Source organism: Micromonospora sp. NPDC049107 (assembly GCF_040648595.1).
Lineage (GTDB): Bacteria > Actinomycetota > Actinomycetes > Mycobacteriales > Micromonosporaceae > Micromonospora.
In genome coordinates, this window is record NZ_JBEZEC010000004.1 from 112,717 (window position 1) to 138,367 (window position 25,651).

Annotated in this window: 30 protein-coding genes and 3 tRNA genes; 19 read left to right on the plus strand and 14 right to left on the minus strand. The window is 70.1% G+C overall.

From position 1 onward, the window contains the following. Window positions 1-17: 17 nt before the first annotated feature. From crtI to AB0B55_RS11665, 8 genes are all read left to right on the plus strand, one after another. Window positions 18-1,499 (plus strand): phytoene desaturase family protein, encoded by a 1,482-nt coding sequence (gene crtI / locus AB0B55_RS11630; RefSeq protein WP_357132060.1) that lies wholly within the window; start codon window positions 18-20, stop codon window positions 1,497-1,499. Continuing rightward, entirely contained in the window at window positions 1,496-2,119 is a 624-nt protein-coding gene (gene idi / locus AB0B55_RS11635) for an isopentenyl-diphosphate Delta-isomerase (RefSeq protein WP_357132063.1), read from the plus strand. Before crtI ends, idi begins: the two co-directional genes overlap by 4 nt. After that, entirely contained in the window at window positions 2,109-3,053 is a 945-nt protein-coding gene (locus AB0B55_RS11640) for a MerR family transcriptional regulator (protein ID WP_357171658.1), read from the plus strand. Before idi ends, AB0B55_RS11640 begins: the two co-directional genes overlap by 11 nt. 76 nt (window positions 3,054-3,129) lie before the next feature. Beyond that, window positions 3,130-3,930, plus strand: coding sequence for a polysaccharide deacetylase family protein (locus tag AB0B55_RS11645; protein WP_357171659.1), 801 nt, complete (start codon window positions 3,130-3,132; stop codon window positions 3,928-3,930). 143 nt (window positions 3,931-4,073) lie between these two features. After that, window positions 4,074-4,146 (plus strand) — tRNA-Glu (locus AB0B55_RS11650). A 31-nt stretch (window positions 4,147-4,177) separates the two neighbouring features. Beyond that, window positions 4,178-4,251 (plus strand) — tRNA-Asp (locus AB0B55_RS11655). A 99-nt stretch (window positions 4,252-4,350) separates the two neighbouring features. Next, window positions 4,351-4,424 (plus strand) — tRNA-Phe (locus tag AB0B55_RS11660). A gap of 275 nt (window positions 4,425-4,699) precedes the next feature. After that, complete coding sequence (locus AB0B55_RS11665; RefSeq protein ID WP_357132072.1) at window positions 4,700-4,852, plus strand: hypothetical protein; 153 nt, start codon at window positions 4,700-4,702, stop codon at window positions 4,850-4,852. A gap of 1,225 nt (window positions 4,853-6,077) precedes the next feature. Here AB0B55_RS11665 and AB0B55_RS11670 read toward each other — a convergent pair. Further along, complete coding sequence (locus AB0B55_RS11670) at window positions 6,078-6,770, minus strand: DUF6218 family protein (protein WP_357132075.1); 693 nt, start codon at window positions 6,768-6,770, stop codon at window positions 6,078-6,080. Between the two features lie 211 nt (window positions 6,771-6,981). Here AB0B55_RS11670 and AB0B55_RS11675 point away from each other — a divergent pair, with 211 nt between their 5' ends. Further along, entirely contained in the window at window positions 6,982-7,944 is a 963-nt protein-coding gene (locus tag AB0B55_RS11675) for an exonuclease domain-containing protein (protein WP_357132078.1), read from the plus strand. A 168-nt stretch (window positions 7,945-8,112) separates the two neighbouring features. Further along, a complete protein-coding gene (locus AB0B55_RS11680) occupies window positions 8,113-8,703 on the plus strand; it encodes a GIY-YIG nuclease family protein (RefSeq protein ID WP_357132081.1) in 591 nt (196 codons plus the stop codon). A gap of 97 nt (window positions 8,704-8,800) precedes the next feature. Here AB0B55_RS11680 and AB0B55_RS11685 read toward each other — a convergent pair whose 3' ends face one another. Both AB0B55_RS11685 and AB0B55_RS11690 read right to left on the minus strand, forming a co-directional pair. Beyond that, a complete protein-coding gene (locus tag AB0B55_RS11685) occupies window positions 8,801-9,703 on the minus strand; it encodes a DMT family transporter (RefSeq protein WP_357132084.1) in 903 nt (300 codons plus the stop codon). Next, window positions 9,693-10,466: a GntR family transcriptional regulator gene (locus AB0B55_RS11690; RefSeq protein ID WP_357132087.1), complete on the minus strand. Its 774-nt coding sequence runs from the start codon at window positions 10,464-10,466 to the stop codon at window positions 9,693-9,695. Before AB0B55_RS11690 ends, AB0B55_RS11685 begins: the two co-directional genes overlap by 11 nt. A gap of 240 nt (window positions 10,467-10,706) precedes the next feature. On the opposite strand from AB0B55_RS11690, the gene AB0B55_RS11695 reads away from it, so the two are divergent. Continuing rightward, complete coding sequence (locus tag AB0B55_RS11695; RefSeq protein ID WP_357132090.1) at window positions 10,707-10,901, plus strand: hypothetical protein; 195 nt, start codon at window positions 10,707-10,709, stop codon at window positions 10,899-10,901. Beyond that, window positions 10,901-11,212 carry a hypothetical protein gene (locus AB0B55_RS11700; RefSeq protein ID WP_357132093.1) on the plus strand — a complete coding sequence of 104 codons (312 nt, stop codon included), beginning with the start codon at window positions 10,901-10,903 and terminating at the stop codon, window positions 11,210-11,212. The genes AB0B55_RS11695 and AB0B55_RS11700 overlap by 1 nt, the downstream gene beginning before the upstream one ends. Window positions 11,213-11,289: 77 nt before the next feature. Here the strand turns inward: AB0B55_RS11700 and AB0B55_RS11705 are convergent, their stop codons facing one another. After that, the gene (locus tag AB0B55_RS11705; RefSeq protein WP_357171660.1) at window positions 11,290-12,321 is read right to left on the minus strand and encodes a hypothetical protein; all 1,032 of its coding nucleotides are present in this window, start codon (window positions 12,319-12,321) and stop codon (window positions 11,290-11,292) included. 166 nt (window positions 12,322-12,487) lie between these two features. Here AB0B55_RS11705 and AB0B55_RS11710 point away from each other — a divergent pair, with 166 nt between their 5' ends. Then, entirely contained in the window at window positions 12,488-13,012 is a 525-nt protein-coding gene (locus AB0B55_RS11710) for an SRPBCC family protein (RefSeq protein WP_355048395.1), read from the plus strand. Between the two features lie 97 nt (window positions 13,013-13,109). On the opposite strand, the gene AB0B55_RS11715 is transcribed toward AB0B55_RS11710, so the two are convergent. Then, complete coding sequence (locus tag AB0B55_RS11715) at window positions 13,110-13,814, minus strand: DUF2786 domain-containing protein (RefSeq protein ID WP_357171661.1); 705 nt, start codon at window positions 13,812-13,814, stop codon at window positions 13,110-13,112. Window positions 13,815-13,942: 128 nt separating this feature from the next. Between AB0B55_RS11715 and AB0B55_RS11720 the strand changes: the two genes are divergently transcribed. Further along, window positions 13,943-14,392, plus strand: a complete 450-nt coding sequence (locus AB0B55_RS11720) for a hypothetical protein (protein WP_357171662.1) — start codon at window positions 13,943-13,945, stop codon at window positions 14,390-14,392. A gap of 40 nt (window positions 14,393-14,432) precedes the next feature. Here the strand turns inward: AB0B55_RS11720 and AB0B55_RS11725 are convergent, their stop codons facing one another. Next, a complete protein-coding gene (locus AB0B55_RS11725; RefSeq protein ID WP_357132105.1) occupies window positions 14,433-14,822 on the minus strand; it encodes a hypothetical protein in 390 nt (129 codons plus the stop codon). A 155-nt stretch (window positions 14,823-14,977) separates the two neighbouring features. On the opposite strand from AB0B55_RS11725, the gene AB0B55_RS11730 reads away from it, so the two are divergent. Then, the gene (locus AB0B55_RS11730) at window positions 14,978-16,321 is read left to right on the plus strand and encodes an ABC transporter substrate-binding protein (protein WP_357132108.1); all 1,344 of its coding nucleotides are present in this window, start codon (window positions 14,978-14,980) and stop codon (window positions 16,319-16,321) included. A 68-nt stretch (window positions 16,322-16,389) separates the two neighbouring features. Here AB0B55_RS11730 and AB0B55_RS11735 read toward each other — a convergent pair whose 3' ends face one another. Together AB0B55_RS11735 and AB0B55_RS11740 are read right to left on the minus strand one after the other, a co-directional pair. Continuing rightward, on the minus strand, window positions 16,390-17,133 hold the full coding sequence (locus tag AB0B55_RS11735; RefSeq protein WP_357132111.1) for an enoyl-CoA hydratase/isomerase family protein: 744 nt from the start codon (window positions 17,131-17,133) through the stop codon (window positions 16,390-16,392). Next, window positions 17,130-17,987, minus strand: a complete 858-nt coding sequence (locus AB0B55_RS11740) for a 3-hydroxyacyl-CoA dehydrogenase family protein (protein WP_357132261.1) — start codon at window positions 17,985-17,987, stop codon at window positions 17,130-17,132. Before AB0B55_RS11740 ends, AB0B55_RS11735 begins: the two co-directional genes overlap by 4 nt. A gap of 177 nt (window positions 17,988-18,164) precedes the next feature. Here AB0B55_RS11740 and AB0B55_RS11745 point away from each other — a divergent pair, with 177 nt between their 5' ends. Then, a complete protein-coding gene (locus AB0B55_RS11745) occupies window positions 18,165-18,455 on the plus strand; it encodes a hypothetical protein (protein WP_357132114.1) in 291 nt (96 codons plus the stop codon). Window positions 18,456-18,500: 45 nt separating this feature from the next. Here the strand turns inward: AB0B55_RS11745 and AB0B55_RS11750 are convergent, their stop codons facing one another. Then, complete coding sequence (locus AB0B55_RS11750) at window positions 18,501-19,280, minus strand: class I SAM-dependent methyltransferase (protein WP_357132117.1); 780 nt, start codon at window positions 19,278-19,280, stop codon at window positions 18,501-18,503. A 53-nt stretch (window positions 19,281-19,333) separates the two neighbouring features. Here AB0B55_RS11750 and AB0B55_RS11755 point away from each other — a divergent pair, with 53 nt between their 5' ends. Continuing rightward, window positions 19,334-19,726: a PPOX class F420-dependent oxidoreductase gene (locus tag AB0B55_RS11755; protein ID WP_357171663.1), complete on the plus strand. Its 393-nt coding sequence runs from the start codon at window positions 19,334-19,336 to the stop codon at window positions 19,724-19,726. 82 nt (window positions 19,727-19,808) lie between these two features. Here the strand turns inward: AB0B55_RS11755 and AB0B55_RS11760 are convergent, their stop codons facing one another. Then, window positions 19,809-20,018: a BldC family transcriptional regulator gene (locus AB0B55_RS11760; RefSeq protein WP_007073996.1), complete on the minus strand. Its 210-nt coding sequence runs from the start codon at window positions 20,016-20,018 to the stop codon at window positions 19,809-19,811. A 251-nt stretch (window positions 20,019-20,269) separates the two neighbouring features. After that, entirely contained in the window at window positions 20,270-21,109 is an 840-nt protein-coding gene (locus tag AB0B55_RS11765; protein WP_357132123.1) for a hypothetical protein, read from the minus strand. A gap of 195 nt (window positions 21,110-21,304) precedes the next feature. On the opposite strand from AB0B55_RS11765, the gene AB0B55_RS11770 reads away from it, so the two are divergent. Both AB0B55_RS11770 and AB0B55_RS11775 read left to right on the plus strand, forming a co-directional pair. Then, the gene (locus AB0B55_RS11770) at window positions 21,305-22,387 is read left to right on the plus strand and encodes a Glu/Leu/Phe/Val dehydrogenase (RefSeq protein WP_357132126.1); all 1,083 of its coding nucleotides are present in this window, start codon (window positions 21,305-21,307) and stop codon (window positions 22,385-22,387) included. Window positions 22,388-22,689: 302 nt separating this feature from the next. Continuing rightward, window positions 22,690-22,905 (plus strand): DUF3073 domain-containing protein, encoded by a 216-nt coding sequence (locus AB0B55_RS11775; protein ID WP_007454329.1) that lies wholly within the window; start codon window positions 22,690-22,692, stop codon window positions 22,903-22,905. A 142-nt stretch (window positions 22,906-23,047) separates the two neighbouring features. Here AB0B55_RS11775 and amcA read toward each other — a convergent pair whose 3' ends face one another. The 3 genes from amcA to purM all read right to left on the minus strand — a co-directional run bounded on the left by amcA (window position 23,048) and on the right by purM (window position 25,637). After that, window positions 23,048-23,284, minus strand: coding sequence for a multiple cyclophane-containing RiPP AmcA (gene amcA / locus AB0B55_RS11780; protein ID WP_357132129.1), 237 nt, complete (start codon window positions 23,282-23,284; stop codon window positions 23,048-23,050). Next, window positions 23,253-24,356: a cyclophane-forming radical SAM peptide maturase AmcB gene (gene amcB / locus AB0B55_RS11785; RefSeq protein WP_357171825.1), complete on the minus strand. Its 1,104-nt coding sequence runs from the start codon at window positions 24,354-24,356 to the stop codon at window positions 23,253-23,255. The genes amcA and amcB overlap by 32 nt, the downstream gene beginning before the upstream one ends. Window positions 24,357-24,482: 126 nt before the next feature. After that, on the minus strand, window positions 24,483-25,637 hold the full coding sequence (purM, locus tag AB0B55_RS11790; protein ID WP_355048408.1) for a phosphoribosylformylglycinamidine cyclo-ligase: 1,155 nt from the start codon (window positions 25,635-25,637) through the stop codon (window positions 24,483-24,485). Window positions 25,638-25,651 lie beyond the last annotated feature (14 nt).

Consider the following 25,651-nt stretch of genomic DNA (forward strand, 5'->3'; position numbering starts at 1 on the left):
CTCGAGGAGGTGGTCACGTGCGGACGGTGACGGGACGGACGGACCGGGTGGTGGTCGTGGGCGCCGGGCTGGGTGGGCTCGCCTGTGCGCTGCACCTCGCCGGCAGCGGCCGGCAGGTGACGGTGCTGGAGCGCGAGCCGGTCCCCGGCGGGCGCGCGGGCCGACTCTCCGTGGACGGGTACGAGTTCGACACCGGCCCGACCGTGCTCACCATGCCCGACCTCATCGCCGAGGCGCTCGGGGCCGTCGGCGAGGAGCTGCGCGACTGGCTCGACCTGACCCCGCTGGACCCGGCGTACCGGGCGTACTACCCGGACGGGTCGACCCTCGACGTACGCACCGACACCACCCGGATGGCCGCTGAGATCTCCCGGGTCTGCGGTCCCCGGGAGGCCGACGGCTACCTGCGCTTCGTCGACTACTCGCGCGAGCTGTGGCGGCTGGAGCGGGCCGACTTCATCGAGCGCAACCTGGACGCGCCGACCGATCTGCTCACCGGCAACCTGCTCAAGCTGCTCACCGGTGGGGCCTTCCGCCGCCTCCAGACCAAGATCAACCAGTTCTTCCGGGACCCGCGCACCCAGCGGATCTTCTCCTTCCAGGCGATGTACGCCGGGCTCGCCCCACACGACGCGCTGGCCATTTACGCGGTCATCGCGTACCTCGACTCGGTTGCCGGGGTCTACTTCCCCCGGGGCGGCATCCACGCGGTCTCCCGCGCGATGGCCGGCGCGGCCGAGAAGCACGGCGTGCAGATCCGGTACGACACCACGGTGACCCGGGTGGAGACCGCGAACGGCCGGGCCACCGGCGTACTGACCGCCGACGGCGAGCTGGTGCCGGCGGACGTGGTGGTGCTCAACCCGGACCTGCCGGTCGCCTACCGGGACCTGCTGCCCGCCGCGCCCGCGCGACGCCTCACCTACTCGCCGTCCTGCGTCGTCCTGCACGTCGGCTCGCGGCAGGGCTATGCGAAGATCGCCCACCACAACATCCACTTCGGACGCGCGTGGAAGGGCACCTTCGATGAGGTCATCCGCAGGGGTGAGCTGATGACCGATCCGTCGCTGCTCGTCACCAATCCCAGCCGGACCGACCCGTCGGTGGCACCAGCGGATCGGCACACCTACTACGTGCTCGCGCCCGTGCCGAACCTCGATCGGGCGCCCTTCGAGTGGCGTGGCGACCTGACCCAGCGGTACGGCGACCAGCTCATCGCGACGCTGGAGGAGCGCGGCTACGTCGGGTTCGGCGACGGCGTCGAGGTGCTGCGGGCGATCACCCCCGCCGAGTGGGCCGAGCAGGGCATGGCCGCCGGCACACCGTTCGCCGCCGCGCACACCCTCTTCCAGACCGGGCCGTTCCGCCCGTCGAACCTGCACCGACACCTGTCGAACGTCGTCTTCGTCGGCTCCGGCACCCAACCCGGCGTGGGCGTACCGATGGTGTTGATCTCTGGCAAGCTGGCCGCCGGCCGGATCACGGGGGAGGGACGATGAGCAGTCGCGAGGACCACCTCGTCGAGCTGGTCGACGACAACGGGCGAGCCCACGGCGACACCACCGTCGCCGCCGCACACCAACCACCGGGGCAACTGCACCGGGCATTCTCGGTGATGCTCGTCGACCCGGACGGCCAGGTGCTGTTGCAACGACGGGCCGCGGTCAAGACCCGCTTTCCGCTGCGGTGGGCGAACTCCTGCTGCGGCCACCCCCGGCCGGGCGAGTCGCTCACCGAGGCGGCCAACCGGCGGCTGCGTGAGGAGTTGGGCACCGGTCCGGTCGAGCTGACCCAGGTGGGCGTCTACGTCTACTACGCCGAGGACCCCACCACCGGTCGGGTCGAGTTCGAGTACGACCACGTGCTGCGCGGCGAGTTCCGGCCCGTCGCGCCACTGCGCCCCGACCCGGACGAGGTGGCCGAGCTGCGCTGGGCCGACCCGGCCGCCCTGGAAGCCGACCTCGACCGGGACCCTCGTTCGTACGCGCCCTGGCTGGGCGGGGTGGTGAACCGTCTGTTGCGCCCCTCGGGGTCCTCGTCGGACACCCCCGGCTCCACCACCACGACCCCGCCCGGATCGCCGGCGGACGACGCGGTGGAGCGGTCGGGTGGCCGATGAGGCGTTGAGCGCGGGCGCCGTGGCACGCCGGCTGGGGGTCGCGGTCACCACGCTGCGTACCTGGCACCAGCGCTACGGGCTCGGGCCCAGCGAGCACGTGCCCGGCCATCACCGCCGGTACACGCCGGCCGACCTGGCCCGCCTCGAAACCATGCGGCGGCTGACCGCCGAGGGCGTCAGCCCGGCCGAGGCGGCTCAATGGGCCCGGCAGGGACCGGACCGCACGCACCTGGACACCGTCCCCCGGGGTCGGATCCGTCCGGCGAGCCGCGACGGCGGCGGCGCCATCGGGGTGGGCCGCGCCGGCCCGGCGGCCCGGGGCCTGGCCCGCGCTGCCATGCGCCTGGACGCGGCGGTGATCAACGAGACGATCGCGCACACGATCGCCGCCAGCGGGGTCGTCGCCACCTGGGAGACCCTGCTGCGGCCGGTGCTCGCCGGCATCGGCGAACGGCATGTCGCCACCTCCGGCCTCATCGAGGTGGAGCACCTGGTCTCCCGGTGCGTGTCGGAGGCGTTCGCCGCGGCCAGCCGGGCCAACCCGCCCGCCGGGCCCGCCCGGATCCTGCTCTCCTGCGCCGACGAGGAGCAGCACACCCTGCCCCTGGAGGCACTGGCCGCCGCGCTCGCCGAGGCCGGGGTGGGCTACCGGATGCTGGGCGCCCGGGTGCCGGTGGCCGCCCTCGTCGAGGCGGTCAACCGGACCGGACCGGCCGCCGTGGTCCTCTGGTCACACACCCGGGCCACCGCCGACCCGGACCAACTCAGCGCGCTGCTCGCCGCACCCCGCCGCCCGCTGCTGATCCTCGCCGCCGGGCCGGGCTGGCGGGCCGATGGCCTGCCCGCCGGAGTGGTCCGGCCGGTCGACCTGGCCGAGGCGGTCTCACTGGCGGTGGCGGTCCGCGATTCGCTGGACCAGTCGCGAGAGGCCTGACCGACCTGTCGGCTCCCCGGCCGCTTCCACTACCGTCGGAGTGGTCCGCCCACCCCGACCCTCCGGGAGCGAACAGATGCAAGCCCGCGCCGCCCTGGCGTCCGTCCTCGCCGTGGTGCTGGTCTTGTCCGGTTGCGCCCAGCCAGACACTGCCATCCACGTCGCCGGGCCGCCGCTGCCCGTCGAGTCGACCACCAGCCCCACGCCGACGCCCACCCCGAGCGCCACCCGCACCAAGCCGCCGAAACCGCCGCTGCGACCGCTGCCGGCGAAGCTCCCGGCCGGGCTCCGGCGCAACACCGGCGTACGGCCCGTGGCGCTGACCTTCGACGACGGGCCCAGCCCCGCCTGGACGCCCAAGGTGCTCGACCAACTGAAGGCGGCCCACGTGACGGCCACCTTCTGCGTCGTGGGCCTCGAGGCCCAGCGGCACCCCGAGCTGATCCGGCGGATCGTCCGGGAGGGCCACCAACTGTGCAACCACAGCTGGCGGCACGACCTCGACCTCGCCCGTCGACCGGTCGCCGACATCAAGGCCGACCTGGCCCGCACCAACAAGGCCATCCAGAAGGCCGCCCCGGGCACGCCGGTGCCCTTCTACCGCCAACCCGGTGGCCGGTGGACGCCAGAGGTCCTCGCGGTGGCCAAGGATCTCGGCATGCACCCCCTGCACTGGGCCGTCGACCCGCAGGACTGGGACAAGCCGACCGCCACCACGATCGCCAACCGGGTCCACAACTCGGCACGTCCCGGCTCCATCGTGCTGCTGCACGACGGGGGCGGAAACCGGGCCGCGACGCTCGCCGCCTGCCCGCACCTGATCGCCGACCTGAAGCACCGCTACGGCATCACCCGGCTCAAGGCAGATGGACCCTGACCTGCGGTTATGCGCTCCCCGACGGCCCCGGCCATACCGGTTTTGTCGACCGGCCAGGCATCACGTATGCTTTCCAAGCCTCCGGCGGGGCCGGATGGGAGCAAGTCCGCTTGAAGTTGCGAATGTGCAATGATGGCGGGGCCGCCCTCATCGTCTAGCGGCCCAGGACGCCGCCCTTTCAAGGCGGTAGCACGGGTTCGAATCCCGTTGGGGGCACGACCGGCGCAAGCCGGAGCAACACAAGCTAGGTCCTGTGGAGCAGTTGGAGTGCTCGCCGCCCTGTCAAGGCGGAGGTCGCGGGTTCAAGTCCCGTCAGGACCGCAGCGCTGACGCCGCGCCTCGCGCGGCGTTCTGCGTATCGGAGCGTGTGATCCTGTCAGCAGCTCAATCTGCTGGCGGGTAGCATGAGCCGAGCAACACGGCCAGGTAGCTCAGTTGGTACGAGCGTCCGACTGAAAATCGGAAGGTCGGCGGTTCGACCCCGCCCCTGGCCACATAGCCTTTCGCCGGGCTACAGAGATCCCCACCAGCGGATTCGCAGGTGGGGATCTTGCTATGGGTAGTCCTACCGCACCCATGACCGTGGCCCGCGGTTGACCGCTCCTCACCGGTGATCGCCACCACAAGTTGCACACTCGCCGCACGCCGCCGGCTCGGCTGGGAGGCTGTTGGGACCGGGTACGATGCCCCTGAAGAGCTGCCTTGTACTCGATTCCCGAGCCCTCTGGGGCGGCTGGTGCCTGCCGGTCGCGGGAAGCTCACTAAGATCATGAAGGCCACGCTGCCCGCCGTCTTTTTTGTGCTGCTGCTGATGGTCTCGGCTCTTGTGGGAGGGGTGGATGTGATGGTCTGCAACCTGCTGGTCAACGTCGCTTCGACTCTCGTGACCGGGAGTCGGGTAGAGGGCAGCTCTTCGCTGTAACGCTAGCCACGGGTCGGCCCGCTCGTCGTGCCCGCGAGGCTCCGCAGGACGCCTTCTAATCCGTAGCTTCGGGCGGTTCAGTCCGCTCCGGCTGCCCTCGAGATCGGCTGGCTCGTGGGGGCCGCGTGGTAGCGGTTGCAGCTCGATCGGTTGCTGTACTTCCCTGCTGTATCTCCGCTGCCTCGGCAGGCACGTTCAGCCGCCACTGGACTGGGCACGGACCGCAGAGCGGGCCCGCATCGGCCACGGCGCTTTCCAGAGAACCTTGCGGCGTCCTTGCCTGGCTTCGGCCTGCAAGTTCACGTGCCCCCGGGCGCAGCTCTGGCCTCTCGTTGGGGTCGGGCCGGGGTCAGCTCCCAGAACGAGCAGAAGCCTGCGCTGGGATCTCCTGCTTCGGAAGTGGAGTAACGAGGACCTCGGCAGGGACTGTCCATGGCTCGAAACCGTCGCGGGTGCACCGCAGAAGTAGGCGGACGGACTTGCCGGCGTAGTCGCGCCGCCAGGAAGCTTCCGTGCCACTTGTGTTCCAGAGGGGCGGGAGCTGCCGATCCATGGCGAAGTCGGTGCCCTCGCCAAGCGGGAGGCTGAACGGCGCGACATCGCGGCCGTTCTCCGACCCTCCGTCGATGCCGTGCCTGAATCGGTACGGCCCCCAGACATGGTTCGCAACCTGATCCGCGCTAGGGCCACCTGCGATTTGTGACGCCCCACGAGCGTGGTAGTCATCTCGGACCGAGAGCTGGATCTGGTCGAGGCGGTCGAGGCTGGGAGGGCCTACCAGCTCAACATGAAGCATGGCGTACGTGTCCGACTGAGCCTCGGCCGTGATCTTGAATTGCGGAAGTGTCTCGGCCCAGATGCGTCTCGCCTCAATCCTTGTCAGCGCCGCAGTTGAGCTAGCGGCAGTTTGCGTTGTCCTATAGGCCAGGTAGGCAACGACGAGAGCGGCGAGTGCCGCGAGGGCGCTGGTGACGGTACCAACGGCGCTCCAAAGCGTGGCTGTGTCCACGCTCGCGGTCGGTACAGCCTCAAGCCCCTGGTTCAGTCTCATGGCGACCTCTTGGTGTGATGTAGATCTTGATTCGCGTTGAGCTCCAACGGATGCGTCTGATGCCGTTGTATGCCCTGCCTACCACTGTCGGATCTTGCTTGGCATTGGGTCTCGCTGAACGGTTGCTGACTTACGGCTGACGCAGTGCCGCCAGCGCCAGCGCTCCTAGTCTGCTTATTCAGACGTGCCAGCAGCTGCCTGCAATATCGACAGCCAACGAGGCGGAAGCAGCCGCGGCTCGCTCAAGGATCGGAGATATCGCCGGCGACAGCGCACCTGCTCGGTGTCCTGCCACAGCTGCGCGACCCGGGCCAAGCCGGCGCTAAGGGCAAGCGCACTAGCCGCCACCGGCGATGCTGCCGCCCGCCGGGCCCCGGCAGTGAGCTCCCTCAGTTCCGCCACACTTGGAACCTCGCTGGGCCAGACCAGCGGCGCTACCTTCGACTTCGCAGTTCGCCGGTAGTCGTCCGCCACCAAGACGATGGCCGCACGTTGCTCGGTCACCTCCTGTAGCAGGTCCGGTATGGCCACAACGTTCCGCTTGAGGGCGGCAGACAGCTGTGCCGGCACGTTGGCAGCGAGGCGATCGATCACGCTAACTGGAGTACCGGTGTCCCAGTCGACCAAGCATCTATCCCGCAGCAGGCCCATCAACCGCTGAAAGTACTCGTTATCCTGCTGCAGCTGCTTCAACGGCAGAACCCAGGCACCCACAGCACGACCGGTCGCGCCAAGTCGCCACACCGCCAGCGACTCCGAACCAGCTTCGTCGTGTCCGATCGCCAGAACGGCGTGACCGCGTGCACCTGGCACGTAGTCCAACGGTATGGAGAGCTCGTTCTCGGGGGCATCGACGGCAGAAGTCATATCGGGAGTCCTTGATCATTGACGACGGGGTGACCACCGTAGCGACAACCTCCGACGACTCCAGTCAGCTGGACGGTCGATTAACCAGCGACAGCCGCTCAGACGATCGCGGCCTCGCACGACCGCCTGACTATGGAGCAGGTGGATGAACCCGAGGTCAGACCGAAAGGTGGAACGAGCAGCACTTCGAGCGACACTATGGTCGTTGATCATGACATCATGGGTGGCGATCGATTTTGAGACGGCAAACGAGTACCGCGGCAGCCCATGCGCCGTTGCCATGGTTGCAGTGCAAGACGGCATGCTTGGCGAGCGGTACACCACATACATCCAGCCTCCGCCCTCGGCCGCCTACTTCTCCCCCTTCAACATGGCGCTGCATGGCATCACCCCACGGCATGTCCAGAACGCACCCAACTGGCCTCAAGCGCTCAAGGAGATCATTGACTTTGTCGATGACCGGCCAGTAGTGGCTCACAATGCCGCCTTCGACTTGGGCGTCATCAGGAACGCATGCGATCTGACGGACTCGCCCTGGCCTAACTTGACCTACGCCTGCACCCTCGTGGTCGCCCGTCGAACCTGGCAGCTCATCTCGTACTCGCTCCCCTGGGTCGCCGAAGCCGCTGGCCATCAGTTTCTCGACCACCACGATCCCGCGGCCGACGCACAGGCGGCGGCAACTATCGCCCTCGCAGCGCAGCGCGCCCACGGCGTGGACACGCTGCCGGAGCTTCTACAAGCTACGAGGACTAGGTTCGGCGCTCTTTTCGGCGGCGAGTGGAAGGGCTGCCGCTACCAACCTCCATCGACCTCTAGGGCCCGATCTGCTCTCCCTGGCGCCAACCCAGATGCCGACCCAGATGGTCCCTTCTACGGGCTTACGGTCTGCTTCACAGGCACGCTGCTCACCATGAGCCGCGATGAGGCACGGCACCTGGTAGCCGAGGTGGGAGGCCAGCCGGTTGCTGGAGTCTCGAAAAAGACGAACGTGCTGGTGATCGGCGAACAGGACCCCAGCCGCCTGAGGCCAGGTGCCGAGACCAGCAGCAAGCACCAAAAGGCTGCCACGCTCCTTGAGGCCGGCCACTCGATCGAGGTCATCTCAGAACTTGACTTCCTGCAGCGCCTCGCATCGACCGAAGGTGTCTCACTACGGCTTAACGGAACGTGACACCGTGACCGACTGTCGCTCCTGTGCCCTAGAGTGCCGCATGGCCGACCGCACCTACGGTGACATCCCTGGTTTTCCTGTGGGCACTGAGTTGTCAACCGGACAGCCCTAGCGGCACGCCTTCAGCCTGCCAACCCGCGTCCGCGCATCCCGTGCCGAGGAGTATTAGTGGTCCCGGAGGAGGCATTACTCCGTCCCTCCCGTCTTTACCGGGCTGAGGATGTCCAGGGACGAAACTGTCCGATACCGGCGGCACCTGGCGTCTACGCCTGGTATTTCGCATCGCCGCCACCCCTGGTCCCGGTCCCTGGCTGCCATCAGCGGGACGGGGCAACGCTGCTTTACGTGGGCATCTCACCGAAGGCACCGCCGAGCAATGGCCGCCCCCCGAGCAGGCAGACCATCCGCAGTCGCATCCGCTATCACTACAGAGGCAACGCTGCCGGGTCGACGCTACGCCTGACCCTCGGCTCGCTCCTCGCCGACGAGCTTGAGATCGGGCTACGCCGAGTCGGTAGCGGCAACCGGCTGACCTTTGGCCGAGACGGCGAGAAACGGCTCACCGACTGGATGGCCGAGCACGCCCAGGTCGTGTGGAGCGCCACGGATCAGCCGTGGAAGCTTGAGGAGGAACTCATTCAGTCGTGCGTGCTTCCGCTCAACCTCGACCAGAATCGCCACAGTTCGTTCCACAGCCAACTCTCCGCCCTCCGCGCCGCGCAGAGGACGCACGCTCGCGCGCTACCGGTGGAGGCATGACTGCCGCGCCGAGGATGACCTGGACGCCATGGCCTTCATGCTCGACTCCCAACAGGCATTGTCGATGTGGTGAGACTAGACATCCACAGGCAGGCTGCTACCGCTTCTCGGCTGACCGCTTCCGGGTGAGGGTGACCCCAGCGAGGACCAGGGCGATGCCGGCCACGATCGCGACGGTGACGGCTTCGTGCAGGAAGATCCCACCGAGGATCACGGCGACAATGGGCAAGAGGTAGGTGACCACCGATGCGGCGGTCGGGCCTTCGTCATCGATGATGCGGTAGTTCAGGACGTACGCGGCTCCGGTCCCGAGTGCGCCGAGGACGAGCAGGCTTGCGACGGCGTCGAGTCGCCATGTCGGTGTGTCCAATCCTGCGAACGGGAAGGCTAGGGCGAGCAGGACGGTGGCTGCGCCGAGCTGGGCCGCCGACAGCATGAGCGGAGGGATTCCGCGGCCGGCCAGGAACCTGCCCATGTAGACGTAGCCGAGTCCGTAGCTGGCGGCGGCGGCGAGGCAGGCAAGGCCCCCCCAACTGGCGATCTCACCCGCGGACTCCCACGGCGAGAAGATGACCACTACGCCAAGGAACCCGAGGGCAAACCCCGCGGTCTTCCTCACGGTGACGGCGCGGTCGACGCCGACGAGGAAGGCTAGGAGCAGCGTCCACAGCGGCGTGGTCGCGTTCAGCACGCCTGCCACGTTCGATCCGACCGTCTCCTCCCCGCTACCGAACAGCACATACGGCACGGCGTTGGAGATCAGGGCCGCGACGAACAGGTGCCCCCAGACACGTCGCTCGCTCGGGAAGCGCAACCCCCGGGACAGGACGATGGGCACCAGGATCACGAAACCGAGAAAGAGCCGGGCGAACACGATCTGCACCGGGTTGAAGCCCCGCAGTGCGAGCTTGATCCATAGGAAGCTGGAACCCCACAGCAGCGCCAGAGCAGCCACCCGAGCGATGCCCGTCCGGGTGACGCCTTGGTGGTCAGTCTTCAACGGGCATCTCGTAGTCCAATCCGTTCACGTCGGCTCGCATGACGAACCGCGTCACCTCGAACGCTCGTCCCTCGCCGTCGGTGCTGGTGTGCAGAACCTCGATCACGGGCACGCCCGGCGGCATCGCCAGGCCCTTCACTTCTTCGGGCGTCGGCATGCGGGAGCTCACCTCTTCGCGAATACGCACGATCGGGTAGCCGAGATCCTCGAACCGCTGGTAGATGCTGCCTCGACCGAGCTTCTTCTCACTCGCCAGCGGCGACCCCTCGACCACCGCCGTGGGGATGTAGGTGATCGCGACTTGCACCGGTTCGTCGTCAGCGAAGTACCAGTTCTCGCGCCGGACGACCTCTTGACCGGCGTCCAGTCCGAGTCGCTCGGCAACCTCAGGCGGTGGCTGCACGGTCGTGACTGACCGGCACTCCGTGTGCGGGACTCGCCCTTGTCGCTCGACCTCGATTCGGAACGGCGAAAGGCCGGTCTCGTTCCGTGCTCGTCGGGAGTACCGGTCCCGGCCCATCCGCACCAGCGGCCGGCGCTGACGTACGAAGACGCCTCGGCCGTGCTGAGCCTGCGCAAGCCCTTCGGCTTGCAGGATGCCCAACGCCTCGCGCGCCGTGTTGCGGGCAGTGGCGTACCTGGACGCCAATTCGCGCTCGGAAGGAAGCTGGTCGCCGTCTACGAGATCGCCGCGAATGATCGCGGCCCGTAGCTCCTCGGCGATGCGGCGGCTCGGCGGCTGCCGTTCTTCCTGATTACTCATCGGATCACCCGTTCCTCGAGGTGATCCCAGGCTACCGCTACTGGCTCAAGCCAGCTATTGACAGATGCTCGCCTCTTCACCAAGCTGGCTTAAGCCACTACTGGCTCAAGCCAGTTAGTCGACGGGCACGTCGCCCGCCAACGCCGGGAAGCCGGCGCGACCAAGGAAGGACGGGGGCGGCCGCGCCGAGAGAGGCCGGCCGGCCACCTCAGTCCTGATGAGGAGAGAGGGCAACCCGCGATGAGGATCCGCAATCCGTTCCGCCGGCACGGACGCCGGCTCGCGCAGCTCGACCAGACCGGCCCGGCCACCTGCTACCCGCACGGCTTCGGCGCGTACCCCGCTCCGCCCACGTGGGCCGGCCCCACCCTCATGACGACCGCGTCCCCGCTGCTCACCCCTGGACAGCTTCACCGTGCCGGCGGCATCTGGTGATGGGCGAGGAGCCGACCACCGTACGCGCGGTCCGTATCGAGCTCGGCCAGCGTTCGGTCCGGGCGCTCGCGAACCACCTGCAAGATGAGCACCTGCCGCGGCGGCCGGACTGGGACTGCCTGACGTGTGACCCTTCCACGCCCTGGCCGTGCGACTCGGCGCGGATGCGCCTCGCCGAGACGTACGAGGAGCACGACAACCGGATCGGCCTGTCGATGTACATGGGTTCGCTGCTGCACGCCGCGCTCGAGGAGATGCCGGACACCCCGGCGAACGAGTTGCACGAGAGGTTCGTCGCCTGGACGCGATGAGCGCCACATCGCCCGCAGTCGAGTCGATCAACTCTCGCCCGAGGCCCCGTCGGACGGGCCGGCGCACGGCAGCCCGGTCACTGGTCGTCGCGGCCCTGTTGGCGGTGCTGGGCGATCCCACCCTGGATCGCCTCCCACACGCTGCGGCCCGCCTGCCGGAGGCTCTCGCCGGCCTGCTCGGCGAGCTGCGCCGCGCTCTGGGCCGCCGCCTGCGCCCCACCCGCGACACCACCGCCAGCCTGCCCGCCGCCTCCGCCGCCCTGCTGCCCACCGGCTTGCCGTCCGCCGCCGTACTGGCCGGCACCCTGCTGTCCACCGCCGTGCTGGCCACCACCACCACCTTGCTGGCCGCCGCCCTGGGCACCACCACCGGTCGGCCCGCCACCAGAGGGTCCGCCGCCGGCTTGGCCGCCCCCAGCCCGACCACCCTGGCCGCTTTCGCCGCGCCCCGCCGGGCCGCCACCAGCCCGACCAGCCCCAGCCGGACCGCCGCCGGACGGTCCACCACCGCTCGGAGCGCCCTCGGGCTGCTCCCGGTCACCTCGGCCACCGGTAGGAGCGCCGGACGGGCCCGGAGCGGGGGTCGAGACGGGCGGACCGGCCGACGGACTCACCGGGCGGGCGGGTCGTACTCGTGGCTGGTCGCCGCCGGACGCATCCGTTCGTCGGGCCAGATCGTCGCGTACGCGGGCGTGCTGTGCCAGTGCGCTGACCTCGGTGGCGCCGGCAGCGACCTGCTGGGCGCTCCGGTTGACGTCGTCGAGCGCACCGCCGCCCGCCTGGGCGAGGGATTCGATGACCTGCGGGTTGTTGTCGATGGTGTCGAGCGCGCGGCCGAGGAGTGTCACCAACTGCTCCAGTCGTACCCGTAGCTGCGCCTCGGCGTGTGCCCCGTCGATGTCCAGTTCGACGCCGCGTAGGTGGACCCGTACGCCCGCGTCGAGTTGGAGCAGGTTGGCCAGCCGGGCACGCAGCGAGATGTCGGCGTCCAGCCCGTCCACGGCCAGCCGGATCGAGTCGACCGAGACCTTCGGGATGTCGAGGAGGACGTCCGGCTCTCCGGCGTCGGCGTCCCGCTCCGGCCGTCGCTGCTGCGCGTTCTCGCTCATGCTCTCCCGCTCCGCCCGTGCGCCGAACCCGGTGGTCCGGGCCGTCCGGCGCGGTTACCCGCTTTCCGGCGGGCCATCCCGTGCGTGACGACTCGGCAACCCACTGTCTGGAAAAGGGCACTGCGGAAGCTGCACACCCGGGCATCAGCCGGTATGGTCCGGGCCTATGGGACAGGGGATGGCTGATCCGGCCGACATTCGGCAGGACCTGGAGCGCTTCTCCTTACGGTGCAGTCTCCTCGTCCCCGGGTCCGCCGAGCGGGCGTTCGCCGTGTTCACCGACGAGCTGACCGAGTGGTGGGTCACCGAGTACACCTGGTCCGGTCCGGAAGCTCTCGCCGAGCTGGGCATGGAGCCCCGGGCCGGCGGAATGCTCTACGAGATCGGCCCGTACGGCTTCCGGGCCGACTGGGGTCGGGTGCTCACGTGGGATCCGCCTCGACGGCTGGTCTTCGCCTGGCAGCTCGGGCCGGACCGGGTGCCGGTGCCGGATCCGGCGAAGGCGAGCGAGGTCGAGGTGCTGTTCCTGCCGGACGGCCCCGAACGGACCCGGGTCGAGCTGGAGCACCGGCACTTCGACCGGCACGGCGAGGCGGCCGAGGGCTATCGCAAGGCGCTCACGGCGGGCTGGCACGAGTTGCTGACCCGCTATCTCGCCACGGTGTCGCGCGGCGGCCCGCACACCGCCTGAGCCGCGCCGGGCCGGGCTGATCCAGGCCGAGCCGGGCTGATCCAGGCCGGGCCGCGCCGGGCCCGGCCGCGCCAAGCCGCGCTGCGCCGGGCCGGGGTCAGTGGCCGAGTTGTCGACCGACCCGGCCGGTGTCGAGATTACGGCCGCCCAGGTGAGCGCGGCTGCCCGCCTCGGCGCCGGAGCCGAAGCCCGTGCCGCCGAGGCGACGAGCCGGGGCGGTACGCAGTCGCGGGTACTCCTCGGTGAGCCGTCGCTGCACCCGGTCGGAGCGGTCGGCCAGCACCAACGCCATCGACGGGGCGCCTGACTCGCTGGCCGCCGCGGACTCGGCCGCCCAGAGCCGCCCCCCGATCACCTCCGCGAAGCCCGCGAGCCAGGAGCGCCGGAAGGCGGCCGGATGGTCGTCCGCCGGCACCGCCGTGGCCGCCAGGCCGTGTGCGGCCTGTACGAGCAGCGACGTGAAGAGCAGGTCCACGCGTTCGAGGTCGCTGGCGAAGCCGAACAGGTGGGCGACGAAGCCGTTGCCCTGCTTACGCCGGACGCAGCGGCAGCGCAGCGGTTCGGCGACCGCCGCGAGCAGGCCGACCTTGTCCCGCGCGTACGGGGCGACGATGTCGAGCACGCGGTCGCCGACCGGGTCGCTGGTCGGGTCGCGGACCGCGAGCAGCGCCCTGTCGACGCCGTAGCGGGCGATCAGCTCGGTCGCCTTGGCGGTGAACGCCGCCGACTCGGCGGGAGTGCAGGCCGGATCCTCGGCCTGGGCGAGCAGCTTGCGCACCTTGCTGAGCATGGCCTCGGACATGCCCCAGAGCTATCACACCCGACCGACGATCCCGGACCACGCCGCGATTAATCGATCAGTATCATCGTCACGGTCAGCTCGTCCGTCCAATACGGACAGTCAGTCAACTGTTTTCGGAGGCCGCCTGCATGTCATCCCCGACCGCTCGCCTGCTCGCCGTCGCCACGGCCGCCGCGCTGCTCGCCACCGGCGCACCCGCCCAGGCCGCCACGGCCACCCCGAGCGCCGACTCCACCGATTTCACCTCGGGGCCGAACCTCTTCGCGCCGCTCGCCACCTGCTACGGCGGCGCGGTCCGCTCGTTCTTCCAGACCGGCGGGTACGGCGGCCAGGCCGGCCCGTACCGCACCACAACCCGCTGCCGCGACATCAACGTCCGCAACACCAGCGCGTACGCCACCGAAGCCTGCGTGATCTTCATCGACAAGACCAGCAACTGCAACTACTGGACCTACCTGCCGGCCAACTCCGGCTGGACCGTCGTCGCGACGAACGTCAGGGACGGGGTCAACTTCCGGGTCCGCTTCGACAACCTGCGCTACGAGTACGAGCCGCTGGTCGCGTACCACGCCTTCTGAACGGCCCGCGCGGACGCGGCACCCGAAGCGGGTGCCGCGTTCACTCGGCGCGGCTGCGCAGGGTGGCGATCGTCGAGCCGGCGAGCGTGAGCAGGCAGTCGGAGAGCAGCCCGTCGGCCGCCGCCGCGCCGAACAGGGCCTCGCCGGTCGATACGTCCCGGTTGGCGTAGGCGCTCACGAAGCGGGCCACCCAGCGGGTGTCGTAGTCCGCCTGCTCGATGCCCGGGAACTCCAGCGCGCATCCGGTGCTCGTCGGCGCGTCACCGACCATCGTCGCGGCCAGGCACCAGGCGACCCCGTACGCCCCGGACAGGCCGGCCCGGTCGACGACGGCGTCGAACGTACCCGTCACGGCGTCCCCGTCCCCGGCCAGCGCCGATCGGAGCACGGCGGTCGCGTCGTCGAACGTCTGCTGTGGTAGGTCCGTCACGCAGCGCACAGTAGGACGGGGGGTCAAGCCACGGCACTTCCGTCACTGTGTGTATTCACAGTGAGCTACCTACGCATTGCGCCGCCTCCACGGTCCCGCGACCGGCCCGGGCACGCTAATGTGCGCAGCGGACCTTCGCCGGAGGAAGGACGACCATGCTCGTATCACGCCGCTCGCGGGTGGCCACACTGGCTGCCTGCGCGACGATCCTGCTCGCCACAAGCGCTTGCGGGGATGACAAGGCCCAGGAGGGGAGCGCCCAACAGGTGCGCCTCTACGGCACGGACGGCAACATGCTCAACTCCTACCCAGCGGAGTTGAAGGAACGCGCCGACCTCGTCGACGGAATGAAGGGGACCACGCCACTCACCCCACTGCCCGAAGACTTCAAGGGCCGGCTACGGTCCGTCAATCCGGCGCTGACGGACTACCTCTACTCCGCCGAGACGTACGACGCGGTGGTCATCGGTGTGCTCGCCGCCCAACTGGCCGGCAGCACCGACCCGGCGGCCATCGCCAAGCAGATCGTCGGCGTGACCAACAACGGACAGCGCTGCGAGACCCCGGCCGCCTGCCTCACGCTGGCCCGGGCCGGGCAGGACATCGAGTACCGCAGCGTCTCGCTGACCCGCGCCGGCTTCACCGACAAGGGTGAGCCGGCCACCGCGAGCTACGCCACGCTGACCTTCGACGGCCAGCAGCTCAACGACGGCAAGACCGAGTTCGTCGGCGCGGGCTCCGAGTCGGCGGCGAGCACCAAGACGCCGCCGAAGGGCAAGAAGCCGCGCCCCGGTGACGCCGACGACCAGAAGCCGCTGATCGTGGGCGGTCTGCTGCCGAAGACCGGCGACCTGGCGATCGCGTACCCGCCGATGGCGGCCGGCGCGGCGCTGGCCATCCGGGAGATCAACGCCGCGGGCGGCGCGCTGGGCAAGCCGGTGACGTGGAAGGACGGCGACGACGGCACCAACCCGGCGGTAGCCAAGGCGACCGTCGCCAAACACGTGGCGGACGGGGTCAGCATCATCATCGGCGCGGGCGCGTCGGGCATCTCCCGCGAGGTGCTGCCGGACGTGGTCAAGGCCGGGAAGATCCTCTTCTCGTCGTCGAACACCGACGCCGGCCTGACCGACGTCGAGGACAAGGGCCTCTACTTCCGTACCGCCCCACCGGACAGCCTCCAGGGCCGGGCGCTGGCCGACGTGGTCCTCCGCGACGGGTCGCAGAAGATCGTCATCGTCGCCCGTAAGGACTCCTACGGTGAGGGCCTGCAGGCCACCGTCCGTGACGAGTTGGAGAAGGCCGGCATTCCCGGTGACCGACTCAAGCTGCTCACGTACGACCCGCCGGCAGACGCCAAGGCCGCGCCGGTGGACTTCTCCGGCGGCGCGAAGGAGATCAAGCAGTTCGGTGCGGACGCCGTCCTGATCATCGGCTTCGGTGAGTCGGCCCAGGTGATCCGGGCGCTCGCCGACAGCGGGGTGCAGATCCGGCACTGAGCAGTACCTGCGGACCGCGTACGGCCGCACCGGCTCGACAGCCGGTGCGGCCGTTCCCGTTTGCCGCGTCAGCGGGCCCGGCGGCGTTCCAGGAACTCGGTCATGCGGCGGTGCTTCTCCTCGTCCTCGAAGAGCACCGCCTGACTCACCAGGTCGAGCTGCGGGTGCGCGGCGGCGGGCGCGTCGACGGCCAGTTTCGTGAGCCGCAACGCCAGGGGCGAGGCCTGGGCCATCTCGTCCAGCAGCCCGTGCGCCGTCGTCAGCAGCTCGCCGGGTTCGTCCACCACCCGGTTCACCAGACCGATCCGCAGGGCCTCCGCCGCGTCCACCCGACGGCCGGTGAACAGCAGTTCCTTGGCCCGACCTTCGCCGATGAGGGCGGGCAGTCGGTGGGTCGCGCCAGCGCCGGCCAGGATGCCCAACCGCACCTCCGGCTGGCCGAACACCGCCCGGGCCGTACACACCCGAAGATCGCAGGCGTACGCCAGCTCCGCGCCGCCGCCCAGCGCCGGCCCGTCCACGGCGGCCACGCTCGGCATGGGTAGTGCCCTGATCCGCGCGAAGGCCGCCGAGTTGATCGCGGCCAGGGCGTCCGTGCGGCCCCGCTCGCGGAGCTGGCCGATGTCGGCGCCACCGGCGAAGATGCCCTCCGCGCCGCCGGTCAGGAGCAGCAGCCGGGGACGGGCCTCCAACTCGGCGCAGACCTCGTGCAGCTCGGCGATCAGGTCGGCGTCGATGGCGTTGCGCTTCTCCGGTCGGGCCAGCGTCACCACGAGCCGGTCCGACCGCTCCTCGATCCGCAGACCACTCATTGCTTGACGCCACCTTCCCAGCGGTAGAAGCCGTGCCCGGACTTCTTGCCCAGCCGTCCGGCGGCCACCATCTCCACCAGCAGCTCCGGTGGCGCGAAGCGGTCCCCGTACGCGGCCTGGAGGGTACGGGCGATGTCGAGGCGCACGTCCAGGCCGACGAGGTCGGTGAGTTCCAGCGGCCCGATCGGGTGCCGGTAGCCGAGCACCATCGCCTTGTCGATGTCGGCGGGGCTGGCCACCTGGTCGGCGACCATCCGGATCGCCTCCAGCCCGAGGGTGACCCCGAGGCGGGAGGTCGCGAAGCCGGGCATGTCGCGTACCACGACGGGGTCCTTGCCCAGCCGGCCGGCGAGCGCGACGGCCGCGGTGGTGGTCTCCTCGGCGGTGGCCGGGCCGACCACGATCTCCAGCAGCGCCATCGCCCAGACGGGGTTGAAGAAGTGCAGGCCGAGGAAGCGCTCGGGCGCGTCGAGAGCCGCGGCCAGCTCGCCGATGGCGATGCTGGACGTGTTGCTGCCGAGCAGGGCCGGGTTCAGGGCGGCGGCGTCGCGCAGCACCGCCCGCTTCAGCTCCAGCCGCTCCGGGACCGCCTCCACGACCACTCCCGGGGCGGGGGCGACGTCGGCGAGGCTCGGCCGCAGGATCACCCGCTGCCGGTACGCGGCGGCCTCGTCGGCGGTCAGCCTGCCGCGCTGCACCGCGCGCTCCCACAGGTCGGCGAGCCGGGTCAGCGCGGTCGCGCCCCGGTCCGCGTCCACCTCGACCAGCTCGACGGCGTGACCGGCGCCGGCCGCCACGTACGCGATGCCGAGCCCCATCGTGCCCGCACCGACGACCACGAAACGATCGTTCATCACGCCTCCCTGTCCGTCCCGGTGGCGCGCGGGGTCTCCGCCACGCCGGCCCGGGTGCTCGGCCCGCTGCGCTCGCTCATGGTGCGACCCTAGACAGCCCGGTACCCCGCCGATGCGTGGGGGAGCGCGGGATCGGGTACGTACGGCCCGTCAACTCAAGGGAAGGACCGCATCGAGATGAGCCAGGCACCGGAGAGCGTCACGACCGACTCCGAAACCGTGGAGACCCGGGGCGACGAACGGGTCGACCTGCTGCGCGCCGACACCAACAACGACGGCAAGACCGACGTGTGGGTGGTGGACACCGACGGCGACGGCAAGGCCGACCTGTTCCAGTTCGACACCGACGGTGACGGCAAGGTGGACATCACCATGGTCGACCTCGACGAGGACGGCACCCCCGACGAGGTCGTCGACGGCGACGGCGGCCTCCCGCCCGAGCCGCTGCCCCCGACCGTTCAGGTCTGAGTCGTACGACGGCTCCCGCGTCCGTCGCGGCGCGGGAGCCGTCGCTCAGCCGGCGAGGCGCAGGGTGGCCAGGTAGTAGGGGGCGTCGCGGTCGTCCACATCGATCAACCGCCAGCCGCTGCCGTGCACCAGCTCGGCGAACTCGTCCGGCGAGCAGACCAGGTAGTCGAACCATTCGGTGCCGAGTTCCCGGTAGCGCAGCCGGAGCCGGAGCTGGCCGCCGAGCCGCCCCCGGCGTCGGTTGCGCTCGTGGTAGCCGGTGTGCACGGGGTCGCGGGTGCCGTACGGGTTGGTGCCGTGCGCGATGATCTGTGCTCCCGGTCGGGCCAGCGCGGCGAGCGCGGCGAGGAACGCCGGGGCCCGCTCGCGCCCCTCGAACAGCCCGAGGTTGTTGCCGAGCAGCAGGAACGTGTCGTAGCGCCGGCCGTCGGCGACGTGCGTGTCCACCGTTGCGTGCACCAGCCGCCGTACGCCACGCCGTCGGCTCACGTCGAGGGCGCCCGCCGACGTGTCGAGGCCGGTGACGGGTACGCCGCGCTCCTGGAGCAGCAGCGCGATCCGGCCGGCCCCGGTGCCGACGTCAAGCGTCTCGCCCCGGGCCCGGTCGACGGCCCGGTGGTCGTACGGCTGCCAGTCGGCCGGCCCGTCGAGGTAGTGCGCCGCCGGAGCGCCGTTGATCAGGCCGTCGTCCCGCTCGATGATCTCGATGACCGGCCGGGGCAGCCGACCGCCGACCATCGGCCGGGGCCCGACCCCGGTCGCCACGGCGAGCGTGTCCCGCAGCAGTTCACCGACCACGTCACCAATTCCAGGCTCCCCCGTCACGCCGTTCACGCTATCTGGCCGCTCAGTGGCCCGCAGCGGCCTATCCTGGCGGCGTGACCACCCTGGACCGACTGTCGGCCGAGAAGTACATCCTGCTCACGACCTTCCGCAAGGACGGCCGGGCGGTGCCGACCCCGGTCTGGGCGGTCCGCGACGGCGACGCGTTGGCGGTGTGGACCCGCGCCGACTCGGGGAAGGTCAAGCGGATCCGCCACAACGGCGAGGTGACTGTTGCGCCGTGCGACGTGCGGGGCCGGCCGCACGGCGCGGAGGTGCCCGCCCACGCGAGCCTCTACGGTGGCCACGACACGGGCCGGGTTCGCGACCTGCTCAAGCACAAGTACCGCCTGATCGGTCGGCTGAGCCTGCTGGGCAGCCGGTTCCGTCGCGGTGAGGGCGGCACGGTCGGCATCCGGGTGACGTTGACCGGCCCCGACACGGACTGACGCGCCACCGTCGGAGCCGAGCGGACATGAAAAGGGGCGGTGGATCGAAATCCACCGCCCCTTTCCGGAAACCTCTATCGGGTCAGTCGCCCTGCCGCTGCTGCGGGATCTGGCCCTGTAGCAGCGCCCTGACCTCCGACTCGCGGTATCGACGGTGGCCACCCAGGGTGCGGATGGCGCTGAGCTTGCCCGCCTTCGCCCACCGGGTCACCGTCTTCGGGTCGACACGGAACATCGACGCCACCTCGGCCGGTGTGAGCAGCGGCTCTGGTTCGTGCGTTCGCGATGCCATCGGTCACTCCTCCACATGTATAGACATCGGCCGGGGTCCCGCCGGCCGACGCGTCTCCCATGGTCCGGCTAGTCCCCGATGTCCGACATGGGCCGAACGGATGAAGGTCCCTAGACGGACGGATGAACCATGCCCGATTTTTACGACTTTTACACGGCAGAAAGTACCTTATTCGGACTCATGATCACGGTTCGTGATGCGTCAACTACGAGACACCCTCGCTTTGGGAGCGCTCCTAGGGGCGATTTGCCCTAGTTGCACCGCTCCAGGAGCTGCACCGCGCGCCAGCGGGCCACCAACTTGTCGTACGCGGCCGACGCCTCGTCCGCCTCCCCCCGCGACAGGCCCGCGAGGCCACCGGCGACCAGCTCCGGCGAGTCGTCGGCGGCGAGAGTCTCATCGGAGAGCAGGTCGACGAGGCCGCCGTAGTCCAGCTCCACCACCGAGCCCGGGTGGAACTCCTCGAGCCAGCGCGCCGCCTCCTGGACCGCCTCGGTGATCGGCGCCTCACCCACCGACTTACGCAGCACCGACAACGCCCGGGACGAACGACGACGAGCCTTGGAGATCTCCGTCCGGTAGCGCAGCGCCCGCCGGCCCGGCTGGGTGACGAGGTCCCGCTCGGTCGGGTCGAAGAGCACGAACCACCGCAGGGGTACGCCCCAGGTTGCGATCTGCTCGTGCACCCGGGGCACCCCGTGCTCCAGAACCCGGGCGCCGCTGCGCCAGTCGTCGACGACCGCTCGGGCCTGCCCGGCGAGCACCGGCGGCACGAAGGCGTCGGCAAGCACCGGGGGCACCCCGTCCCGGGCGTTGAGCGCCGCCTCAGCGACCCGGATGCGCAGGTTCCAGGGGCAGACCAGCAGGCTGTCGTCCGTCTCCAGGACGTACGCCTCCTCGGGCAGGTCGGGTAGGCGGGTCCAGCCCGCGCCCAGCGCCTCGATCACCGCCGTCCGCTGCCGGCCGGGTCCCTCGACCGGGGCGATCGCCCGTCCCTCCGAGACATAGCGACGCCAGTAACTCTGCCGGTCCCGGTCGAAGGCGGTCAGCGGCTCGTACACGCGCAGGTAAGAAGCGAAGAGCGACGGCACCGCGCGATCCTCCCATGAACCGCACCCCGGCGCGGCCAGCGGTGCGGACCGCGCGCCCCGCACCGTGGGACGGCGGCGGCACGTCGGGCGGTCGCACGGCGGCCGATACTAGGCTCGATCACACCGGCAGCATCCCCGCCGGGGTCCACCAGGTCCGCGTCCCACAAGGAACGCACACCATCGTAGGAGCCAGTCATGGGCGTATTCGCGAGCACCGACGACCCGGTATCGACCGGTCACGAACAGGTCGTCTTCTGCCAGGACAAGCAGAGCGGCCTCAAGGCGATCATCGGGATCTACTCCACCGCGCTGGGGCCCGCGCTCGGCGGCACCCGCTTCTACCCGTACGCCAGCGAGGACGACGCCCTCGCCGACGTGCTCGACCTGTCCCGTGGGATGGCGTACAAGAACGCGCTCGCCGGCCTGGACCTGGGCGGCGGCAAGGCCGTCATCTGGGGCGACCCGGAGCAGATCAAGAGCGAGGCGCTGCTGCGCGCGTACGGCCGCTTCGTGGAGTCGCTGGCGGGCCGCTACTACACCGCCTGCGACGTCGGCACCTACGTGCCCGACATGGACATCATCGCCCGCGAGACCCGCTACGTGACCGGCCGCAGCGTGGAGCACGGTGGCGCCGGCGACTCGTCGATCCTCACCGCCTGGGGCGTGTTCCAGGGGATGCGGGCGGCCGCCGAGCACGTCTGGGGCACGCCGAGCCTGAACGGTCGCCGGGTCGGCGTGGCGGGCCTGGGCAAGGTCGGTAAATACCTGACCGGGCACCTGCTGGACGACGGCGCCGAGGTGGTCGCCACGGACGTCAACCCGAAGGCCCTGGCCTGGGTACGCGCCAACCACCCGCAGGTCACCCTGGTGGACGACGCCAGCGCGCTGGTCGCCGCGGACATCGATGTGTACGCCCCCTGCGCGCTGGGCGGCGCGCTGAACGACGACACCGTTGCGGCGCTGCGCGCCAAGGTGGTGACCGGCGCGGCGAACAACCAGCTCGCGCACCCGGGGATCGAGAAGCTGCTGGCCGACCGCGGCATCCTCTACACGCCGGACTACGTGGTCAACGCCGGCGGCGTGATCCAGGTGGCCGACGAGATCGAGGGCTTCAACTTCGACCGGGCGAAGCTGCGGGCCACCCGGATCTACGACACCACCCGGGAGATCCTGCGCCTGGCGGACGACGAGGGCGTGCCGCCCGCGGTCGCCGCGGACCGGCTGGCCGAGCGGCGGATGGCCGAGGTCGGTCGGCTGCGCACGATCCACCTGCGCTGAGGCATCCCGGAGGCGGATCGACCGGGATCCGCCTCCGGGCCTCCCGTGCCGGTCCGACTCGGTAGGCTGAGGCCCGGGTCAAGTTTGGCGTGTTTTGCCCGGTGTCACGGGTGCTCTCCGTTCCGCTCCTTACCAGGTACACTGGGTGACGGCCGGATCGCCGCGACGCGCAGAGCCGGCTGACGGTAACCCGAGGTGCCGAACGATGGCATCCCCATGTACCGTAAGAGCCACGAGAGATGCCTGACGTCATCGGGGCCCGCCTTCGGGCTGCCCCGCATTCTGTGCGAGGGGGTCGAGCCATGGGGCGCGGCCGTGCTAAGGCCAAGCAGACGAAGGTGGCCCGGGAGTTGAAGTACCACTCCCCGAACACCGACCTCACCGCCTTGCAGCGCGAACTGGCGGGTGCTGGTAAGTCTGAGCACCACTTCGACGACGACTCAAAAGAGTTCGTCGACGACGATGATGAGAATCACGCGGACGACGACCCCGATCCCTGGGTCCGTCCGACCCGCTGACCTCTCGACGTAGTTGAGCACGCGGTAACCCCCGCGTGCTCACGCATGTGTCCTTCGGGAGCGAGATCGGTGCCGATCATCAGGGGCCTGCCCTGGCCGGGGACTACCCCGTCTGGCCGACAGGCCCCTGATCACGGCCGCCCTAGCGCGGCCGGTTGTTCCAGTTGTAGAACGTCGGGATGTTCTCGAAGTGGTTCCACGCGCAGACCGCGCTGACGCCGTCTCCGCCCGCCACCTCGGCCCGTAGCCGCCGTGCGTCCGCGGCCTCCTGCAACAGCGCGACAAGCCCGGGGGCGGCCTCCCGCACGCGCTCGGTGACGTCGTCCGGCGCATCGTCCGCTTCTCGTTCAGGCCGCCGGTGACTGGTGATCTCGGGCATGCTCCAACACTCCCTCCAATAGGCGGATCTTGCTGTTGCGGCAGTGCTCGGTCTCCGTACCGTCAAAACGCCCCAGCTCGAAGTAACGGTTGGCAGCGTGACCGCCACCACAGAAGCCGAAATACGGGCACGACACCCGACACGCTTCCACCCCCGTCAGGAACTCGCCGACCCACGAGGTCGACGCGGCACCGGCCAGGATCCGGGCCAGCGGAGTGGTCAGCACGTTCCCACTGCTGAAGTCGCCGTAGCGCGGGTCGGTGAAGCCGGCCAACTCCGGGGAGAGCACCGTCACCGAGCCGTCGTGCCCGATGGTGGGTATCGGATCCAGCCGGCGGGGCAGCACACCGTCCGCCGTGCCGTCGAGGACCGCCGCCGCGTACCGCAGCGACCACTCGACCTCGCGCAGGTGGATCCGGGGCGCCCGCCGCCAGGCCGCCACCAGTTCGGCCCAGAACGTGGTCACCGCCGCCGGGTCGTGGCTGTTGTCGCGGGTGTTGACCCCTTCGGTCTCCTCGATGTTGATGCCCAGCACGTCGCAGCCCAGATCGAGGAAGTAGTCGTACAGCTCCGCGGCGAGGCCCGGCGTCGGCCGGGACACCACGGCCAGCGCGGAGAAGGGCAGGTCGTGCCGGCGCAGCGCGGCCACACCACGCAGGATCCGGTCGTACGCCGGCTGACCGCCACGGTTGACCCGGTCGCCGTTGCGCTCACGCGGCCCGTCCACGCTCACGCTGACCCGCATCTCGTGCCGGGCGAAGAACTCGCACCACTCGTCGTCGATCAACGTGGCGTTCGTCTGCACGTGGTGTTCGACCTCGGGCCCGAAGGGCGCGATCAGGGCGGCCAGGTGCTCCCGACCGGCCGCCAGCGGCTCGCCGCCGTGCCACACGACGGAGAAGCGCCCGGAGGCCGCCCACGGGTTGACCGCCGCCGCCACCGCCTCGGCCACCGGCACCGACATCCGCCGGTCGGCGGACCGGAACGGCAGGTAGCAGTACGCGCAGTCGAGGTTGCACAGCGTGGTGGGCTGCATGACGACGTACGACGGGACGGCGGCCAGCCCACGCATCCCGCTGAACGTCGGTTCCCCAGCAGCCATCACCCTCCTCCGCCCAGCCCGAGCCTTTCAGGCTAGGCGGCGCCGGCCACTCGGGTGAAGCCCTGATCAGGTGCCCGTACGGTCACCGGAGCGTGATCAGCCGCGGGTGTGCTGACCCACCATCTGCACGTTGCCGGTGCCCTCGATGATCTCGCCCGCCTGCCAGGCCTCGACCCCACGACCGGTCAGCGTGGCCAGGGCGCGATCGGCGTCCTCGGCCGAGACAATTGCGAACATGCCGACGCCCATGTTGAACGTCGACTCCATGTCCTGGTCGTCGATCCGGCCCTTCGACTGGATGAGGTCGAAGATGGGCTGCGGCTTCCAGGTGGACCGGTTGACCACCGCGTCGACGTGCTCGGGAAGCACCCGCACCAGGTTGCCCGGGATGCCACCGCCGGTGATGTGCGACAGCGCCCGCACCTCGGCCTCCTCGATCAGCTTGAGGCAGTCCTTGGCGTAGATCTTGGTGGGGGTCAGCAGCTCCTCACCGAGGGTCCGCTGCCGGCCGAAGTCGTCGATCACGATGTCCAGTCGCATCCGGGCGGCGCCGAGCAGCACGTGCCGGACCAGCGAGTAGCCGTTGGAGTGCAGGCCGGAGGAGCGCATGGCGATGACGACGTCACCCACCTCGACGCGCTCCGGGCTGAGGATGTCGGCCTCCTCGACCACACCGACGCCGGTCGCGGAGATGTCGTACTCGTCCGGGCGCAGCACACCGGGGTGCTCGGCGGTCTCGCCGCCCAGCAGCGCGCAGCCCGCGTACCGGCAGCCGTCGGCGATGCCCGCGCCGATCTCGGCCACCTTGTCCGGAACGACCTCGCCGGTGGCGATGTAGTCGAGCAGGAACAGCGGCTCCGCGCCGCAGGCGACCAGGTCGTCGACGACCATCGCGACCAGGTCGATGCCGACCGTGTCGTGGATGTCCATCTGCTGGGCGATGACCAGCTTGGTGCCCACACCGTCGGTCGAGGACGCCAGGATGGGGTTCTTGTACTTCTTCGTGTCCAGGCGGAACAGGCCGGCGAAGCCGCCGAGGTCACCCAGCACCTCGGGGCGCCGGGTCTCGCGCACCTTCGACTTCAGCAGCTCGACCGCGCGGTCGCCCGCGTCGATGGAGACCCCGGCGTCGGCGTACGAGACGGAACGCTTGCCCCGCTGGCGGCCGGCACCGCCCGTCCACGGCTGGTGGTCGCTGCCAGCGCCGTTCGGGCTGCTTCCTGCGCCGCTGCGCTCGGACACGTGCGTCACGGTTCTCCCCTTTT

Excerpts from the sequence above, each read along its gene's own strand:
- AB0B55_RS11705 (WP_357171660.1), bottom strand. The coding sequence starts at position 12,321 with ATGAGCGAGAACGCGCAGCAGCGACGGCCGGAGCGGGACGCCGACGCC.
- AB0B55_RS11670 (WP_357132075.1), bottom strand. The coding sequence starts at position 6,770 with ATGACTTCTGCCGTCGATGCCCCCGAGAACGAGCTCTCCATACCGTTG.
- AB0B55_RS11645 (WP_357171659.1), top strand. The coding sequence starts at position 3,130 with ATGCAAGCCCGCGCCGCCCTGGCGTCCGTCCTCGCCGTGGTGCTGGTC.
- AB0B55_RS11695 (WP_357132090.1), top strand. The coding sequence starts at position 10,707 with ATGAGGATCCGCAATCCGTTCCGCCGGCACGGACGCCGGCTCGCGCAG.
- AB0B55_RS11775 (WP_007454329.1), top strand. The coding sequence starts at position 22,690 with ATGGGGCGCGGCCGTGCTAAGGCCAAGCAGACGAAGGTGGCCCGGGAG.
- AB0B55_RS11770 (WP_357132126.1), top strand. The coding sequence starts at position 21,305 with ATGGGCGTATTCGCGAGCACCGACGACCCGGTATCGACCGGTCACGAA.
- AB0B55_RS11730 (WP_357132108.1), top strand. The coding sequence starts at position 14,978 with ATGCTCGTATCACGCCGCTCGCGGGTGGCCACACTGGCTGCCTGCGCG.
- AB0B55_RS11720 (WP_357171662.1), top strand. The coding sequence starts at position 13,943 with ATGTCATCCCCGACCGCTCGCCTGCTCGCCGTCGCCACGGCCGCCGCG.
- AB0B55_RS11710 (WP_355048395.1), top strand. The coding sequence starts at position 12,488 with ATGGGACAGGGGATGGCTGATCCGGCCGACATTCGGCAGGACCTGGAG.
- AB0B55_RS11715 (WP_357171661.1), bottom strand. The coding sequence starts at position 13,814 with ATGTCCGAGGCCATGCTCAGCAAGGTGCGCAAGCTGCTCGCCCAGGCC.
- AB0B55_RS11700 (WP_357132093.1), top strand. The coding sequence starts at position 10,901 with ATGGGCGAGGAGCCGACCACCGTACGCGCGGTCCGTATCGAGCTCGGC.
- AB0B55_RS11690 (WP_357132087.1), bottom strand. The coding sequence starts at position 10,466 with ATGAGTAATCAGGAAGAACGGCAGCCGCCGAGCCGCCGCATCGCCGAG.
- idi (WP_357132063.1), top strand. The coding sequence starts at position 1,496 with ATGAGCAGTCGCGAGGACCACCTCGTCGAGCTGGTCGACGACAACGGG.
- amcB (WP_357171825.1), bottom strand. The coding sequence starts at position 24,356 with ATGCGTGGGCTGGCCGCCGTCCCGTCGTACGTCGTCATGCAGCCCACC.
- AB0B55_RS11735 (WP_357132111.1), bottom strand. The coding sequence starts at position 17,133 with ATGAGTGGTCTGCGGATCGAGGAGCGGTCGGACCGGCTCGTGGTGACG.
- amcA (WP_357132129.1), bottom strand. The coding sequence starts at position 23,284 with ATGCCCGAGATCACCAGTCACCGGCGGCCTGAACGAGAAGCGGACGAT.
- AB0B55_RS11675 (WP_357132078.1), top strand. The coding sequence starts at position 6,982 with ATGACATCATGGGTGGCGATCGATTTTGAGACGGCAAACGAGTACCGC.
- AB0B55_RS11760 (WP_007073996.1), bottom strand. The coding sequence starts at position 20,018 with ATGGCATCGCGAACGCACGAACCAGAGCCGCTGCTCACACCGGCCGAG.
- AB0B55_RS11740 (WP_357132261.1), bottom strand. The coding sequence starts at position 17,987 with ATGAACGATCGTTTCGTGGTCGTCGGTGCGGGCACGATGGGGCTCGGC.
- AB0B55_RS11665 (WP_357132072.1), top strand. The coding sequence starts at position 4,700 with ATGAAGGCCACGCTGCCCGCCGTCTTTTTTGTGCTGCTGCTGATGGTC.
- AB0B55_RS11745 (WP_357132114.1), top strand. The coding sequence starts at position 18,165 with ATGAGCCAGGCACCGGAGAGCGTCACGACCGACTCCGAAACCGTGGAG.